A 16334-nucleotide genomic window follows, 5' to 3' on the forward strand; every position below is an offset into this window, starting at 1 on the left:
TGCCGATCAGAAACTGGCGACAAGCTCTAAACCGCTTTATGATTATGTTCGAAGACCGACTCACTCAATACATGTAACCCTGACAGTTACACAGAATTATTTACAGGGTCTGGGATTGGTATAAATTATAAGCCTATATTTTCCGTTAGCGCTTTGATTTGTTCTAAATCCATGCGGTGAACTTGGATCATCTGATCGATTTGGCTAATTCTTGAATTCGCTTCATCTTGCTTATCACATGCGTCTGATTTTGCATCCCACGACTTACCTTCTAAGTAGACATCACAATCGGTTTTGAGCGTTTTGAGCTTCGGTACTAAAGTTTCTTTCTCTTTTTGCAGCGCTTCTAACTCTTGCTTAATTTTCAATTCACGTTGGAACAGTTCGCGTGAACGTTCAAAAATCGTTGCCTGCATATCGGCTTGCCGATTTAATTTAGAATTTTTGTTCTCAACTTGCGCTAGTGCATTTTCCTGTGTATTAAGTTTCGCTTGCAGCGCTTTATTTTCTGCCATTAACGCTTGGTATTGGCTTTGCGCTTGATCCAGCTCTTGTTGATACTGCTTTTGTTGCTCTTCTAATGCTTGTTGAAGTTTATTTGCTACTTCAGCGTCGACACTGGCGACTTTTAATTGCACTTTTTCAGCTAATTGGCTTTTATCTTGGGTGAGCTGTTCATATTTTTCTTCTAGCTGATGGTATGTTTTTTGCCAGTTATTCGTGGTGATACTTGAACCGATTAAGCCACCTAATGCTAACCCCAACACCCCTGCTAACGCGATGTAGACGTAGGTGCGTTTGTCTCGTTCTTCAATCACTACGACATCGTCTTGTGCATCAATGTCCGTCTGTTTGTTCACTCTTTCGCTCCTATCTATCTCAGCGAGTTAATTCAGTAATCACAATTGAGGCAGCATAAATGACAAAAGCAGTGAGTAAAGAAACCACCACACCTTTTTGCAACTTTTCGTTGGTACGATAACGAATAAAAATAAAAGCAATGGCGATCAATAAAATAATGGTGATGAGTCGTGTCATTAGCCTATCCTCTCACGTAGTGTATATCATTTATAACACGCGATAAGTCAGAAAAAAGTAGAACAATCGACAACAAGCGTAAAGTTTTCACCCCTCATCCAACGTTTACGTCTATAAATGGTTAACAAACCACCAAACGGCAGCAAATTGAGATCAAAAGCACAATTTTTCTTGTCTTGAAAAACGCTTTATGTAACATATCTCGCCTTGATGGTAAGCGCACTTATCATCAGTTCCGATGAAGACTGCAGGAGAGTAGCCTTAGTTTATTCAAAGTATGAGTAAACAGGCTCGCCGAAGAAGTAAATCTTTCAGGTGCTAATGCTCTCTCTTATGAGAGCTGGCGAGGACTGTAGTTGGAGGAACCTCTGGAGAGAACCGTTTAATCGGTCGCCGAAGGAGCAAACCCTATTTGGGGTGAAACTCTCAGGCAAAAGGACAGAGGAGTGGAAAGTTACAATCATAAATAGGTGTGGTTTCTTCACCACTGGCCTGCTGTGATCTTTTTGTGGGATCTTTTCAGATTACTGCCCTTTCCCTCTTCTCCTTAACTGTCGTTTTATTAAGGGGAACTAATGAACAACCTGCAATCTATTCTTGAATCTATAGACAACTTTGTCTGGGGACCACCACTTTTAATTTTATTGGTCGGTACAGGCATCTATTTTACGTTTCGTCTCGGTCTTATCCAATTTCGACATTTACCTACCGCACTTAAGATGTTGTTTAGTAAAGACAAAGACACCGGTAAACAAGGCGATGTATCAAGCTTTGCCGCCTTATGTACCGCACTTTCCGCGACGATTGGAACCGGTAATATCGTTGGCGTAGCGACAGCGATTAAGCTCGGTGGGCCGGGCGCGCTATTTTGGATGTGGTTAGCTGCGCTGTTTGGTATGGCGACCAAATACGCTGAATGTTTACTGGCAGTAAAGTATCGTCAAGTGGATGACAAAGGCCAAATGGTTGGTGGCCCGATGTATTACCTGCAATATGGCGTGGGCTCGCGAACTTTGGCGGTTTTATTCGCCCTATTTGCCATCGGCGTCGCTTGTTTCGGCATTGGTACATTCCCACAAGTCAACGCGATTTTAGATGCTACTGAAATCTCTTTTGGTGTGTCACGCGAAATATCAGCAGTGGTTCTAACGCTGTTAGTCGCATTTGTCACGGTCGGTGGTATTCAATCAATTGCTAAAGTGGCTGGGAAAGTGGTACCTGCCATGGCCCTTTTTTACATCCTTGCGTGTTTGAGTGTGATCATCAGCAACAGCGATCAATTACTCACGGCCATCAGTTTAGTTATCACTTCTGCCTTCACTTCCACAGCCGCTACTGGTGGTTTCTTAGGAGCGAGCATCATGCTGGCGATCCAATCAGGGATTGCGCGCGGTGTATTTTCTAATGAATCAGGTCTTGGTAGCGCGCCAATGGCCGCGGCGGCAGCGAAAACTGACTCTTGCGTAAAACAAGGGTTGATTTCAATGACTGGTACTTTCTTTGACACCATCATTATTTGCACCATGACCGGGCTTGCGCTGATTTTAACTGGCGCATGGCAAAGTGATTTTTCTGGCGCCGCTATGACAACCTATGCATTTGCCGTAGGCTTAAATGCGCAAACCTTGGGCCCGATGATGGTCTCCATTGGTTTGATGTTTTTTGCTTTTACGACGATTTTAGGCTGGAACTATTACGGTGAACGCTGCGTGGTGTTTTTGTTTGGCACCAAAGCAGTAATGCCCTATAAGCTGATTTTTATCGGTTTGGTGGCATCAGGTGCATTCTTGCACCTTGATATGATTTGGATTATTGCTGATATCGTTAACGGTTTAATGGCTATCCCTAATCTGATCGGATTAATCGCATTACGCCATATTGTGCTTGAAGAGACCAAGCTATTTTTTGAAAAACAGTCAGCACCTTTTACCCGTGGTGCTCAAACCCAACATTAATCGTTTGCCAGCCGATAAGCATGTGGCAATGCTTATCGGCAACTTTAGGCGACTAAAGAGCAACTTCTTAAGCCGCTTCATCTTCTAGTAGCAATTTCACCCCAAGCGCGACTAGCACAACGCCTGTTGTCCCTTCCATCCATTTCATAAACGACGCATTTTTGAGTAAGTTTTTTGCAAAACTCAATGCGCCCGCTAAACCGCACTGCCAACACATAGCGATAACAAAATGAATGGCAGCCATCAAAAGCGATTGCAACAACGGAGAATATTCTGGGTTAATAAATTGCGGCAAAAATGCGAGATAAAATACTGCCGTTTTAGGGTTCAACACATTGGAAAGAAAGCCTTCACGCAATGACCGCTTCAGCGTAAATTCACTGTGTGAAATCGCCGTAACCTGCATACCTTGGCTATTTTTCAGCAACGCTTTTAAGCTGGATAGTCCCAGCCAAATTAAATACGCCGCACCAATCATTTTAACCACATGAAACAGCTCGGCCGATTGTGCCAAAATTGCCGAAATACCGACGGCGGAAAAGGTCGCATGCACAAATAGCCCCATGCAAATACCCAAACTTGTTATGCTGCCGTCAGTGAACCCTGCTCGTGATGTGTTACGAATCACCAGTGCCGTATCTAGCCCCGGAGTTAGCGTTAATATAGTAATTGCGATCAGAAAGGCTTCAACGTTTTGGATATACATACCCGTCCTTGTATAAAAGAAATGTCATCGTTTGCCTTTTTATACCTGACCTCTTTTATAAAGTCTTTAACAGTTTTCACTGGATAAGAAAATAATGAAATCCCCTCAGCTTTGTGGGTTTGGGTCACGCTCTTTCACCTTGATTGACTTGGATGGCCTTGGTTAGACACTTAATGGTTGCTACACTTACTTCTCTTTTACGTCACGGAAGGCTAATTCCATGGATGCATTCAATCAATTAGTTCAACATTCTAAGAAAATTTCACATTTCAATCATTTAGCGGCTATTTGTGGCTGGGATCAAGCCGCAGTAATGCCTGCTGGCGGCGCTCAAGCTCGCTCGGAAGCGATGGCGCAATTATCCGTCCATATTCACAGTTTACATACTCAACCTCAATTGGCTGAATGGTTTGATAAAGCACAAAATGATCCATTGGACGAGGAGCAAAAAGCAACTCTGCGTGAACTCAAACGCCGCTGGCAGCAGGCAAACGTACTGCCTGAAGCTTTGGTGCAAGCGAAATCTCTTGCTGGTTCAAAGTGTGAACATGCTTGGCGTACCCAGCGCAGAAACAATGATTGGGTCGGTTTTGAGAAAAACTGGGCTGAGGTGGTCACACTCTCACAGCAAGAAGCGCAGATCCGCGCTGATGCTACAGGTTTAACGCCTTATGATGCGATGCTCGATCTTTACGAACCGGGTACAACAACACAATCACTGGACGCTGTTTTCAGCGATGTTAAAACTTGGCTGCCAACGTTAATCGATCAAGTCATAGAGAAGCAACGCGCCGAAGAGATCATCATGCCAACTGGCCATTACCCTGCTGAAAAGCAAAAGGCGCTAGGCTTAGAAGTCATGAAACTGCTTCAGTTTGATTTTGAACACGGTCGCCTTGATGAAAGCGTTCACCCTTTTTGCGGCGGTGTTCCAACCGATGTTCGGATCACCACTCGTTATAATGAGTCGGAGTTTATTCAGTCTCTAATGGGCATTGTCCATGAAACGGGCCACGCACGTTATGAGCAAGGCTTGCCTAAACATCTTGCAGGTACACCAGCAGGAGAAGCGCGTTCGATGGGTATTCATGAATCTCAATCGCTCTTTTTTGAAATGCAGATGGGGCGCAGTGAACCCTTTATTGAGCACTTAGCCACCCTAGCCGCCCGCTATTTTTCAGGTAGTGAAGATAAAGTATTTGCACAAGCGAATTTCCAGAAGATCTACACTCGAGCTGAAAAAGGCTTTATTCGTGTCGATGCCGACGAGCTGACTTATCCAGCGCATGTCATTTTACGTTATGAAATTGAACGTGATTTGATCAATGGTCATATCAAACATACCGATGTGCCTGAGCTATGGGATCAAAAAATGCAGGCTTACCTCGGCCTTTCTACCCAAGGAAATGACCAAAACGGCTGTATGCAAGACATCCACTGGACAGATGGAAGCTTTGGCTACTTCCCTAGTTACACGCTGGGTGCTATGTATGCGGCCCAGTTTATGGCAGCAATGAAGAAAACGGTGGATGTAGACAGTGTCATCAAATCAGGCAATTTAACTCCTATTTTCAATTGGTTATCTGACAATGTCTGGAGTAAAGCGAGTCTATTCACTACCGATGAACTGGTTAAGGCGGCCACTGGGGAAACACTGAATCCAGTACATTTTCAGACTCACTTAAAAAATCGTTACCTCTAGTTCGGTTATTTATCTATATACGAGCCGCCCTGAAGTGGCTCGTATATTGTGGTAAACTTAATTGGCAGTCTACTTCCTCCGAACTAAATAAATTAAGAAAAATCGACCCAATTAGACTGGTTATCTGCCGACTCCACACATTTTTCGCAGAGTCGAACACCATTAATTCCGGCGTCAATACCAGGATACCACATCTTCTGAGCCGTTTGCTTATCACCATGATCAATCGCATTCATTACTAAAGCAAAGCGGTGATAAAGATTTGCCCATGATTCAAAATAGCCTTCCGCATGTCCACCCCCAATCCGATTAGAGGCAACACCAGCCACATCTTTGTATAGGTAGCCCATGTCTCGATCTAAAATACGAACAGGTTCACCTTGTATTTCATAACGCAGCTGGTTAGGGTGCTCATCCCACCACTCTATTGACGCCTTTTCTCCTACAATTCGAATTTTTTGTTGATGCATCGAGCCTGCATTGACAGCAGAAGCCCAAAGAGTCCCAACAGCCCCACCCTCAAATTCCATCATCACATGGGCATTGTCTTCTAAAGGAGCCCGTGATGGAATGAAGCTTTGACGCATACAAGAGAGACGGTCTACTTTCAGTCCAGTTATCATTTCACATAAATAAAATGCGTGGGTACCAATATCACCGATCACATAAGTAGGGCCAGACACTTCTGGGCTCACTCGCCATTTCAAACCAGGATTATCTTTTTCATGTTCAATATTATGGAAACCATGAGCAAATTGCATTGTAACCACTCGAATTTCACCAAGATCTCCCCGTTCAACCATTTCTCGTGCCTGATGCACCATTGGAAAACCGGTATAACCATACATCACGCCGAGCATACGATCTTTAGCTTTTGCAATAGACTTCAGTTCTTCTGCCTCTTTACTGGTGAAGGTAATCGGCTTTTCACACACCACATGCAACCCCGCTTGTAGGGCTGCTTTGCAAATTTCGTAATGTGTTGAATTCGGCGTCGCAATCGATACGGCTTGGATACCGTCTTCCCGACTGGCTTCCTGTTCAAATAACGTTTGATAGGAGGAATAACAGCGAGCTGGATCAAGACCAATCTGCTTCCCAAAATCTTGACAACGCTGTGCATCTAAGTCAAAAGCACCGGCAACAAGAGTAAATAGACCATCCCGTACAGCCGCATTTCGATGTGAATATCCAATTTGACTACCACGTCCACCGCCAACCATTCCCCAGCGGATAGGGAGTTCGAATCGCTGCTCTTCATTAAACATGTGTTGTTTCTCCTAGTTATTTTTGGGTATAGCTCAGCGGTTACTATACGGCGAAGAATTCATTTAATGAAATGTAAAATTCCAAATGTGTGATCATTTGAAATTTTTATTCGAATTATTTTCCCTATTTGAAACCAACGCTCATTACACCGCGCCAAACGTCGCAAATATCAACATCACTCCCGTGGCAACAATGGGAATCGCTAACTTACACACAAAAATATCTTCATAAGAATCTCGATGTGTCATGCCACAAATGCTAAGCAATGTAGTCACTGCATCATTGTGAGATCATGAGTTCAATCCACTACATGCAATCGAAGCAATTCGATGCAACGCTTCTAGACTGCTCCCTAAGTGTTCCGCTTGCTGAATATAAATATTGCCAAGTACACCCAAAGCAATGCGTAGCCCACCAGAAGCAGAACCCGTAATTTCAGCCAGTAAACTGAAAGATACTAATGATGAAAAGATGTTCAGTATGGGGCATAGAATAGCCCATTGATCGGCTATGAATTAACCGAGAGTGACCGCAGATTGCGGATTAGATGCACTAAACCCAAGCTATAAAAGCATACGGCAGATGATCAAAACTCTTCCAGAAATGGAAAAGCTTGACGAATATGGAGTCAAGCTTTTCTAAACCCCCAGCCTAGCTGGGGGTTTAGCTATTAAAAAATCCAATCAATCCATCGTTGGCATCGAGAAAGAGCTGGCATGTTGCTCTAACCGAACGCTTGTAGGCCAACGGCTGGTAACGGTTTTCATGCGGGTATAAAAACGCACTCCATCTTGACCATGGACATTGAGTGGCCCAAATATTGATCGCTTCCAGCCACCAAAACTGTGGAACGCCATAGGAACTGGAATAGGCACATTGATACCAACCATACCTGTATGGACCTCTTCACTAAACTGGCGAGCAGTTTCACCATCGCGGGTAAAAATAGCAGAACCATTGCCGTATTCATGGCGGTTAATCAATTCTAACGCGGTTTGATAATTATCAACCCGTACCACGCACAACACTGGGCCAAAAATTTCTTCTTGGTACACAGTCATTTCGGGTGAAACATAATCAATTAACGTTGGACCAACAAAATAGCCCGCTTTATACCCTTCAACTGAACAATCTCGACCATCGGTAACTAAGGTTGCTCCCTGATCCTGTCCAGATTGAATATAGTCACAAATTTTTTGTTTATGCAGTGCCGAGATCACAGGCCCCATGTCATTTTCTATGCTATCAACCAAACCGGGCCCAACTCGCATGGTGGCGATTTTTTGTTGTAGTCGCTCAATTAATTGATCAGCCGTTTCATCACCGACGACTACGGCGACAGAAAGTGCCATACAACGCTCTCCAGCGGCACCAAAGGCCGCGCCCATAATCGCATTGGTCGCCATATCAATATCGGCATCTGGCATCAAAATGCAGTGGTTTTTAGCACCACCTAATGCTTGGCAACGCTTACCATGAGCAGAGGCAGTGCTATAAATATATTCGGCAATCGGTGTTGAGCCAACAAAGCTGACAGCTTGAATTCTCGGATCGGTGAGTAGTATATCGACCGCTTCTTTGTCTCCATTCACAACATTAAACACCCCATCAGGTAATCCCGCTTCGGTGAGCAGTTCAGCAAGAATTAACGCTGTGCTAGGATCTTTCTCTGACGGTTTTAAAATGAAGGTATTTCCCGTTGCCAAAGCAATGGGGAACATCCACATTGGCACCATCGCCGGAAAGTTAAATGGGGTGATACCAGCACAGACACCGAGTGGCTGCATTAAAGAATGGCTATCAACATGCGTACCCACATTAGCAGAGTGTTCCCCTTTCTGTAGATGAGGAATACCGCAAGCAAACTCAACCACTTCAAGTCCTCGAGTCACTTCACCTACCGCATCTGAATAAATTTTACCATGTTCGTTAGAGATAATCCGAGCCAAGCGAACCATATTCTGTTCCAGTAGCGCTTTAAAGCGAAACATAACCCGCGCACGTTTTAACGGGCTGGTTTTCGCCCATGAGGCAAACGCGGTTTCCGCAGCGTTGATCGCTTCTATAACATCTTCCTTTTGACTTAATTGCACCTGACGGGTTTGCTCACCTGTAGCAGGGTTATAGATTGCAGAAAATCGCTCACTCTGGCTTGTTTTGCGTTGACCATTAATAAAATTCAGCACCGTTTCCATCGTTTTCTCCTTCGGCTGTCTTGACTGGAAGATCATTATTCTTTTGCTGTCACTACGTATTCCGTACTTCTTTGAACTGTCCTAACGACAACCCATCATATAGAATTAAAATTTCATTTTCAATTAATATGATTTTTATATTTCGTTTTTATGCGGCATTATTTGAATTTAACCGTAAGTAGCCAAGATCATCGAGTTTTAGTGAAATATTAATTTCATTTGGTACATATAAAAAATGCCGTTAGCTTAACCCAAAACAGAGTAGATACCAGTGGCGAAGAGTTTTGTCCCAGAGATGAACAACAGCAAATAGCAAGCATGGTAGATCGTTTCTTGACTAACACGATAAAGAATCCCTACCCCAAGCTTCACGCCGATTGGCGCAAGTGGTATCAAAATAAGGGCTGTCATTAAATTCGAGCTGTCAAATTGACCAAGCAGATAAAAAGGAAACAATTTAAATACATTCACTACAGAAAAAAAAACCGCCATAGTTGCAATTAGGGTCACTTTGTCTAATTTGAGTGGCAGCAAATAGATGCTCGCAGGACCACCACCGGCATGTATGGTTGTGCTAGAAAAACCACTTAGCCCTGACCAGAAAAAAGCCAATAAACGATCGTATTTTGAGGTGGGATTCAGCTTCTTTTTCCCCATCACAAACAGCGTAAAAAAATAGTGCCCACAAAAGAGCAAGCATAAGCTGCCTACCACTATTTTCAGCCAATTTTCTGAACTGTACGACATTACCATTCCGGCAATTGCAACTCCCAATACTGCTCCCGGTAACATTTTACGCAGCAGCATTGTATCAACATGCCTATAATGTTGTTTCACGGCAAACCCATCCATCACACATAAAATTGGTAATAGAATCGCTGCCGCCTGTGTGGACGAGACGCTCAAAGACATCAAAGGAACGGCAACAACACCTAACGCGCCGCCTAACCCGCCTTTACCAATACCAAAAATCAGTACCGCAGGAATAGCGGTCACATAAAACCACGGATCGCTGATGATCATTCTGTGCTCTTTTTTGCTAAAAAAGCGCCTAAAAAGGCGCTATCAGGAATAAGCGGTTAGCTATTTACTCAAAGAATTGGCGCTATAAAAGCCCAGCTTCTTTGGCAAATTTAGATAAGTTGTTGTAGCCCAATGTGGCATAAGTCAACGGGTGAGCAATCGCAGGATCTTGCTCAGCTTCAACCACAAGCCACCCTGTATAATTGACCGTTTTCAGCACATTAAATACCGCGGGGTAATCAATACAACCATCACCCGGTACGGTGTAAACACCTTCTAGAACAGAATCCAAGAAGCTTAATTTGCGATTTTTCACATCGGCAAGTACGTCTTTTCGAATGTCTTTGCAATGCACATGGTTAATTCGCTCAGCCCAGCATTGCGCAACTTTTACCGGATCTTCGCCTGCAAACGTCAGATGACCAGTGTCTAATAGTAAGCCAACTTCAGGACCAGTGTTCTTCATCAAGTTATCAATATCTTGCGCGGTTTCAATCACCGTTCCCATATGATGGTGGTAAGCGATCTGGACACCTTGACTTTGTGTGTATTGAGCAAACTCTGTTAGCTTACGACCATACTCTTCCCAACGATCAGCGGGAAACAGAGGGCGTAAGTGAACCGGTGTCTCTTTTGCACCATGAATACAGTTTGTCACTTCACAAGCGACCATCACTGTTGCGCCAAGTTCACGCAATAAGGTCAGGTGTTCTTGTACCGCTTCAATTTCCTCTTCCACACTACGAGTCAAGAGTTCCATGGAATACCAACCAGAGACCAGTTTCAGATCATGGTTAGCGAGAATTGGGCCTAACACACTCGCCTGACGTGGAAATTTATTCCCCAGCTCAAAACCTGCAAACCCTGCTTGTTTTCCTTCACTTAAACAGGTTTCTAGCGATGTTTCGGCTCCCAGTGTTGGCATATCGTCATTAGTCCACGTGAGTGGGTTAATACCTAGTTGAACACTCATCAAAAGTCTCCTTTTATTGCACTATTTTTCGCCGCGTTGACGCCATAGTGTGATTAAGTTGTGATAATTTTCTTTCACGGCATGAATCAGAGTTTGGTCATCCATTTGACCGGCTAACCACGCACGTGAGGGCTCTCCAAATAACGTGCGACCAACAGCAAACCCTTTCACGATGTTTTGTCCTGCTGTTTGTGAAAAACTATGCTGTAATTCTGCTTGCGAAGCATCTAAGCCCAAAATAACGACTCCTTGACAATAAGCGTCTCGTTCTTCAATCAACGTCGAGATCGCCTGCCAGCTCGCTTTATCTAATGGAGGAAGCTTCCACCAATCTGGTTTTATGCCTAGGTTATAAAAGCGTTTCATCGCTCGTAGATAGAGGGCATCTTCTTTTTCAATGCCTGCGGGTAAAATCACTTCGAGTAACAGCTCATGCCCCCCAGATTGGCAACAGGCTTGATACACTTCTTGAATTTGATGTTCTTGTTGTAAACGCACCGTGTGATCATCTTCTGGGTTAAAGAACACCAGACATTTCACGATATGTTCAAGCGGCCAACTGACGAGTTGTGAGCCAATATTGCCATGCTCTAGTTTCAACGGACGTGAACCCGGTAATTCAATTGGTCGTGCAATCCACCAGCCCTGTCCAGTAATAGCATTTAATACATCTTGACCAAAGGAACTATCACACAATAATCCGGCTTGGCCTTTTTCCAATCCCGCTTCAACGGCGACTTCTCGGCTTGCTTGTAAAATCAGTTTCTTCAGTGGTTTAATACGAGCAATGTCCGCTCCAACTTGGCGTGCCATATCAATAAATTGGATTCGGTGATCAAACGCCATCACACAGAGCTCATCTCGTGTTGAGGATTTTCGCGTGGTGACACGATGGAGATGATTAAGCTCACTATCGAGATCAGGACGCTTCACTTGCTGAGCCCGTAGTAAGTAATTGTCCAGTTCGGCTTTCGTTGGCATCGCTGGAGCACAGCCATGACGAGAAACCACTAACGCGCCACAAGCATTGGCATAAGCACACGCTTTTTCCCAACCTTCACCATTTAAGTAGCCACGCAATAAGCCCGACATAAAGGCATCGCCTGCTCCTAATACGTTCAACACATCCACTCGAACGCCATAAACGGTGATTCCTTGATCAAGAGTTTCGGGAATAACATCCGTAAATACGGAGCAACCTAACGCCCCTCGTTTACACACCAACTCAGCCTGAGAAACTTCACGAACGGCTTTTAACGCTTGAATGGTATCCGTTGAACCGCCGCAGATATGAAACTCTTCTTCAGTCCCAACTATCAGGTCAAAAAGACCTAATACCTCTTGCAGTTGCTCGGTAACTTTTTCTGATTCAATAAAACGAGTTTCACCATCGCCTAAAGAGGTGAGCCCCCACAACACCGGCCGATAATCAATATCTAAGGCAGTTTTAACACCATTGCGACGAGCATATTTCAATGCCGTCAACACCGCTTCTCGTGTTTTAGGGTGAGAAAGATGCGTTCCGGTGATTGCCAAACAACGTGCAGAGGCAATGTACTCTTCACTGAAATCTTCCTTGCTGATCGCCATATCAGCGCAGTTTTCACGATAGAAAATCAGTGGGAAGGTTTCTTCATCTTTAATACCGAGGATCACAAGCCCAGTTAGTCGATCTTTATCTGTCAGTAAATGGCTGGTGTCACAGCCGACTCGTTGTAGTTCTTCACGTAAAAAACGGCCCATGTGTTCGTCACCAACCCGGGCCAGCATGGAGGATTTTAGCCCCTGAACTGCGGTACCATAAGCCACGTTACCCGATGAACCACCCAAATATTTACTAAAAGAGCTCATATCTTCTAAGCGGGCACCGATTTGCTGTCCATAAAGATCAACCGCAATTCGTCCCATGCAAATCACATCTAAATTCTTTTCTGTACTCACCGTTCGCTCCTTAAGTACCTCAGTGCTAAACAAGTCCTCTTTCCCCTTAGGGGGATAAGACAGTTCTTGCCGTGTTACAATCTATTGCACAATCATTTCACAATATCACTTATACGGAATGTTTATTTCACTTTCAATAGCAAATTACCGTAATATTTCATTCTGTGATCGTGATGGAATTTTGATTTATAAATATTTAAAAATAGAATTAATATTTCAAAATAAAAAAGAATTGATAAAACAATAAGATAGAAAGATTTAACGTAGGCAGGAGCCAAAAAGAAAAGTGGAAGTGAAAAAGCCCACCACATTTCATGGTGGGAAATCGGGGGGTGGTTTCGTGTTATCCGTTTAATACTGACGGGCTGTCGTTAATACTTGCTTAATGTCATTCGCGGCTTGCTCAATCTCTGGTTTATCTGCCACTTGAGCAGTACCACAACGCCACCAAGCTTCATAACCGTGAGTCATGGTTTTGGGTAACACTTTGATATCAATCAGGGTCGATACCGTCTGTTTTTTTGCCTCTTCAAGCGCACCAATCAGTTGCTCTTCATTGTAAACTCGATAGGCTCGACATCCATAACTTTCGGCGTTCATAGCAAAATCCACCGGAACTAATGGCCCGGTCAACGTGTTTGTCTTCGGATCTCGAAAGCGGTTTTCCGTTCCAAAGCTGCCCATCCCTTGACTCATTTGCAAGTTATTGATACACCCAAAAGCGGCATTATCAAACAAAATTACGTTGATCTTCACCCCTTCTTGAATAGAGGTTTGTAATTCAGAATGCAGCATCATGTAAGAGCCATCACCTAATAAGGTATAAACGGGTTGATCAGGACAAGCGATCTTCGCCCCCACGGCTGCCCCAATTTCATATCCCATACATGAGAAACCATATTCCATATGGTAGGTATCAGGTACTTTCGGTTGCCATAGCCGTTGTAAATCACCCGGTAACGAACCTGCAGCCCCGACCACAATCGCATCATCTTCTAAGTGTTGATCCAATAAACCTAAAACACGGGTTTGCGTTAACTCAGTATTGAGAGCTTCTCGATACTCACGCAATTCATCATCAAAATGTCCTTCCACCTCAGGTTGGTATTCTTGCCCAATTTGTGTAGCAAACAAACGCGCAACTTCTTCTCGCCACAGTGCTTTCACTTGTTTGATCTCATTTTGGTAACCACTGGTGTAGCCAGCCTGAATTAAGTGGCTTGCCATCGCCCCAAGGGCTGACTTTGCATCCGCGACCACCGCAGTAGCATCAAGCTTACAGGCATCAAATTCAGACACATTGATGGTTAAAAAATCGACATCGGGATGTTGAAATAATGATTTAGAAGCCGTGGTAAAATCGGTAAATCGGGTACCTACCCCAATCACCAAGTCGGCTTCTTTCGCAATGAGGTTAGCAGCCAAACCGCCCGTGGTACCAATGCCACCTAAATTAAGGGCATGATCATACACAATGGCGCTTTTTCCTGCCTGTGTTTCACCAAAAGGAATATGGAAGGTTTCGGCAAATTGACGAAATGCTTCGTGAGCTTCTGAATATCGAACCCCACCGCCACAGATAAGTAGTGGTTTTTTCTTCGTCATGATTAAGCGAACCGCCTCATCGATCATGGCGTCAGTCGCGGGTCGGCGATCAATACGATGCACTCTTTTTTTAAAGAAATATTCTGGGAAATCATACGCTTCCCCTTGTACGTCTTGGGGTAAACAGATGGTGACGGCTCCTGTATCAGCAGGGTCGGTCAAAACGCGCATTGCATGAATCATCGCAGACATCAATTGCTCAGGGCGATTGATACGATCCCAATAACGAGAAACGGGTTTAAAGCAATCATTGGTGCTGATTGAAGCATCATAATATTGCTCAACTTGTTGAAGCACCGGATCTGGTTGCCGACAAGCAAAAATGTCACCCGGTAAGAAGAGTACAGGAATTCGGTTTGCGGTTGCCGTTGCTGCCGCGGTGATCATATTGGCAGCACCGGGGCCAACGGATGAAGTCACAGCATAAATTTTCTTGCGTTTATGCTGTTTAGCAAACCCCATTGCAATATGCGCCATTCCTTGTTCATTACACCCTTGGTGAACAATCAAATCGCCTGAATCTTGTTCCAACGCTTGCCCAAGCCCTACTACATTGCCATGACCAAAAATCGTTAGTACACCATGAATAAACTTATGCTGCTGACCATCAAACTCAACGTATTGTTGGTTCATAAATTTGACCAGCGCCTGCGCTGTTGTCATTCTTATTGTCTTCATCACCCGATCATCTCCAAAATTCGCTAAGAGAAGCATTGATACTGTTCCATCACTGTTCTCGTGACTTACCGCAATCCTGTTATTTCTTGAAATTACTATATGAAATATAAATTTCATTTCAATTTATATTTGGAATAAATTTGACTTTTGTGATCGGAGTACAATTGTCAAAATTAAACGTAAATTTCTTAATGTCGCCGAGTTTTTCTCATGAACTCACCTTGAAATTGAAATATTTATTTCATAACATGAATAATTGAAAACTTAAACTCATTTCAACCAGAAGCAAGTCATGAAGAACAAACCACACCTAGATAACGTGAATACGCTGGAGAAATGGGCTTGCTAACCACTGAGGAACATCGCATGTCTACACTATTATCAAAGTATAAAGCGCCAGATAAAATAGGGTGTACGCAAAAAATAACCCCTGAAAATGCAGGCTGGGAATATGTCGGATTTGAAGTTTATGAATTGAAAACAGGGCAAAAACTGGTTCTACCTGCATCAAGTAATGAACTTTGCTTAGTTCTGGTCACGGGCAAAGCAAGCATAAGAACAGAAACAGCGATTTTTGAAAACATCGGCGAACGGATGACTCCTTTTGAGCGAAAAAAACCATACGCTGTTTATGTTTCCGCTCAGGAAGGTTGTGAGGTTGAAGCATTAACGCCACTAGAATTGGCCGTCTGTAAAGCACCGGGGAAAGGAACCTATGCCACTCGGTTAATTACACCAAAAGATATCCAAGCTGAAGCACGAGGCCAAGGTAATAACCGACGCTATGTACATAACATATTACCTGATGATGTACCCGCAGATAGCTTATTGGTCGTGGAAGTCTTTACTGATGAAGGTTGCACTAGTTCCTATCCAAGCCATAAGCACGATCAATCTAACGAACCTCATGAAACGTATTTAGAAGAAACTTACTACCATCGCCTTAACCCTAGCCAAGGTTTCTGCTTGCAGCGTGTTTATACCGATGATCGATCTTTAGATGAATCGATGGCGGTTTATGATAAAGATGTGGTCAAAGCACCAAAAGGTTATCACCCTGTAGCGACCATTGCCGGTTACGATAACTATTACTTAAATGTCATGGCTGGCCCTTCAAGAAAATGGTGCTTCACTTGGGAGCCAGACCATGAATGGGTCAATGGTCCGGTTTATAAGGCCAAACATGCTTAGTTGGATATTTTGATTGTTATATAAAAACGTCAGCACTGATTGCTGACGTTTTTTATGC

At 43.8% G+C, this 16334-nt stretch carries 12 protein-coding genes and 1 riboswitch; of the genes, 3 read left to right on the plus strand and 9 right to left on the minus strand.

All coding sequences use genetic code 11. The features are described from left to right. Window positions 1-125: 125 nt before the first annotated feature. Both AACR75_RS05350 and AACR75_RS05355 read right to left on the minus strand, forming a co-directional pair. A complete protein-coding gene (locus AACR75_RS05350; RefSeq protein ID WP_013856842.1) occupies window positions 126-860 on the minus strand; it encodes a hypothetical protein in 735 nt (244 codons plus the stop codon). A 19-nt stretch (window positions 861-879) separates the two neighbouring features. Further along, window positions 880-1038 (minus strand): hypothetical protein, encoded by a 159-nt coding sequence (locus tag AACR75_RS05355; protein WP_010319274.1) that lies wholly within the window; start codon window positions 1036-1038, stop codon window positions 880-882. 358 nt (window positions 1039-1396) lie between these two features. Further along, a riboswitch (glycine riboswitch) is annotated at window positions 1397-1490 on the plus strand. A gap of 123 nt (window positions 1491-1613) precedes the next feature. Here AACR75_RS05355 and AACR75_RS05360 point away from each other — a divergent pair. Further along, complete coding sequence (locus tag AACR75_RS05360) at window positions 1614-2993, plus strand: alanine/glycine:cation symporter family protein (RefSeq protein ID WP_047689066.1); 1380 nt, start codon at window positions 1614-1616, stop codon at window positions 2991-2993. A gap of 67 nt (window positions 2994-3060) precedes the next feature. Here AACR75_RS05360 and AACR75_RS05365 read toward each other — a convergent pair whose 3' ends face one another. Then, on the minus strand, window positions 3061-3699 hold the full coding sequence (locus tag AACR75_RS05365) for a LysE family translocator (protein WP_017044740.1): 639 nt from the start codon (window positions 3697-3699) through the stop codon (window positions 3061-3063). 220 nt (window positions 3700-3919) lie between these two features. Here AACR75_RS05365 and AACR75_RS05370 point away from each other — a divergent pair, with 220 nt between their 5' ends. Then, window positions 3920-5401, plus strand: a complete 1482-nt coding sequence (locus AACR75_RS05370; RefSeq protein ID WP_047689069.1) for a carboxypeptidase M32 — start codon at window positions 3920-3922, stop codon at window positions 5399-5401. A gap of 92 nt (window positions 5402-5493) precedes the next feature. Here AACR75_RS05370 and AACR75_RS05375 read toward each other — a convergent pair whose 3' ends face one another. The 6 genes from AACR75_RS05375 to iolD all read right to left on the minus strand — a co-directional run bounded on the left by AACR75_RS05375 (window position 5494) and on the right by iolD (window position 15202). After that, a complete protein-coding gene (locus tag AACR75_RS05375; protein WP_013856829.1) occupies window positions 5494-6669 on the minus strand; it encodes a Gfo/Idh/MocA family protein in 1176 nt (391 codons plus the stop codon). Window positions 6670-7353: 684 nt separating this feature from the next. Then, window positions 7354-8865: a CoA-acylating methylmalonate-semialdehyde dehydrogenase gene (locus AACR75_RS05380; protein WP_026027994.1), complete on the minus strand. Its 1512-nt coding sequence runs from the start codon at window positions 8863-8865 to the stop codon at window positions 7354-7356. 246 nt (window positions 8866-9111) lie between these two features. Then, a complete protein-coding gene (locus AACR75_RS05385) occupies window positions 9112-9888 on the minus strand; it encodes a sulfite exporter TauE/SafE family protein (RefSeq protein ID WP_013856824.1) in 777 nt (258 codons plus the stop codon). A gap of 82 nt (window positions 9889-9970) precedes the next feature. Beyond that, window positions 9971-10861: a myo-inosose-2 dehydratase gene (iolE, locus tag AACR75_RS05390; RefSeq protein WP_026027993.1), complete on the minus strand. Its 891-nt coding sequence runs from the start codon at window positions 10859-10861 to the stop codon at window positions 9971-9973. Window positions 10862-10882: 21 nt separating this feature from the next. Then, window positions 10883-12802 carry a bifunctional 5-dehydro-2-deoxygluconokinase/5-dehydro-2-deoxyphosphogluconate aldolase gene (locus tag AACR75_RS05395; protein ID WP_197056794.1) on the minus strand — a complete coding sequence of 640 codons (1920 nt, stop codon included), beginning with the start codon at window positions 12800-12802 and terminating at the stop codon, window positions 10883-10885. Window positions 12803-13153: 351 nt separating this feature from the next. Continuing rightward, window positions 13154-15202: a 3D-(3,5/4)-trihydroxycyclohexane-1,2-dione acylhydrolase (decyclizing) gene (iolD, locus tag AACR75_RS05400; RefSeq protein WP_017047607.1), complete on the minus strand. Its 2049-nt coding sequence runs from the start codon at window positions 15200-15202 to the stop codon at window positions 13154-13156. 249 nt (window positions 15203-15451) lie between these two features. On the opposite strand from iolD, the gene iolB reads away from it, so the two are divergent. Beyond that, window positions 15452-16276, plus strand: a complete 825-nt coding sequence (gene iolB, locus AACR75_RS05405; protein WP_026027990.1) for a 5-deoxy-glucuronate isomerase — start codon at window positions 15452-15454, stop codon at window positions 16274-16276. The last annotated feature ends 58 nt before the right edge of the window (window positions 16277-16334 follow it).

The sequence above is a fragment of the Vibrio sp. ZOR0018 genome (genome assembly GCF_963865925.1).
Taxonomy (GTDB): Bacteria; Pseudomonadota; Gammaproteobacteria; order Enterobacterales; family Vibrionaceae; genus Vibrio; species Vibrio anguillarum.

Bases quoted from the DNA above. Each gene is read 5' to 3' on its own strand.
- AACR75_RS05375 (WP_013856829.1), bottom strand. From the start codon at position 6,669: ATGTTTAATGAAGAGCAGCGATTCGAACTCCCTATCCGCTGGGGAATG.
- iolB (WP_026027990.1), top strand. From the start codon at position 15,452: ATGTCTACACTATTATCAAAGTATAAAGCGCCAGATAAAATAGGGTGT.
- iolE (WP_026027993.1), bottom strand. From the start codon at position 10,861: ATGAGTGTTCAACTAGGTATTAACCCACTCACGTGGACTAATGACGAT.
- AACR75_RS05365 (WP_017044740.1), bottom strand. From the start codon at position 3,699: ATGTATATCCAAAACGTTGAAGCCTTTCTGATCGCAATTACTATATTA.
- AACR75_RS05355 (WP_010319274.1), bottom strand. From the start codon at position 1,038: ATGACACGACTCATCACCATTATTTTATTGATCGCCATTGCTTTTATT.
- AACR75_RS05370 (WP_047689069.1), top strand. From the start codon at position 3,920: ATGGATGCATTCAATCAATTAGTTCAACATTCTAAGAAAATTTCACAT.
- iolD (WP_017047607.1), bottom strand. From the start codon at position 15,202: ATGAAATTTATATTTCATATAGTAATTTCAAGAAATAACAGGATTGCG.
- AACR75_RS05380 (WP_026027994.1), bottom strand. From the start codon at position 8,865: ATGGAAACGGTGCTGAATTTTATTAATGGTCAACGCAAAACAAGCCAG.
- AACR75_RS05385 (WP_013856824.1), bottom strand. From the start codon at position 9,888: ATGATCATCAGCGATCCGTGGTTTTATGTGACCGCTATTCCTGCGGTA.
- AACR75_RS05360 (WP_047689066.1), top strand. From the start codon at position 1,614: ATGAACAACCTGCAATCTATTCTTGAATCTATAGACAACTTTGTCTGG.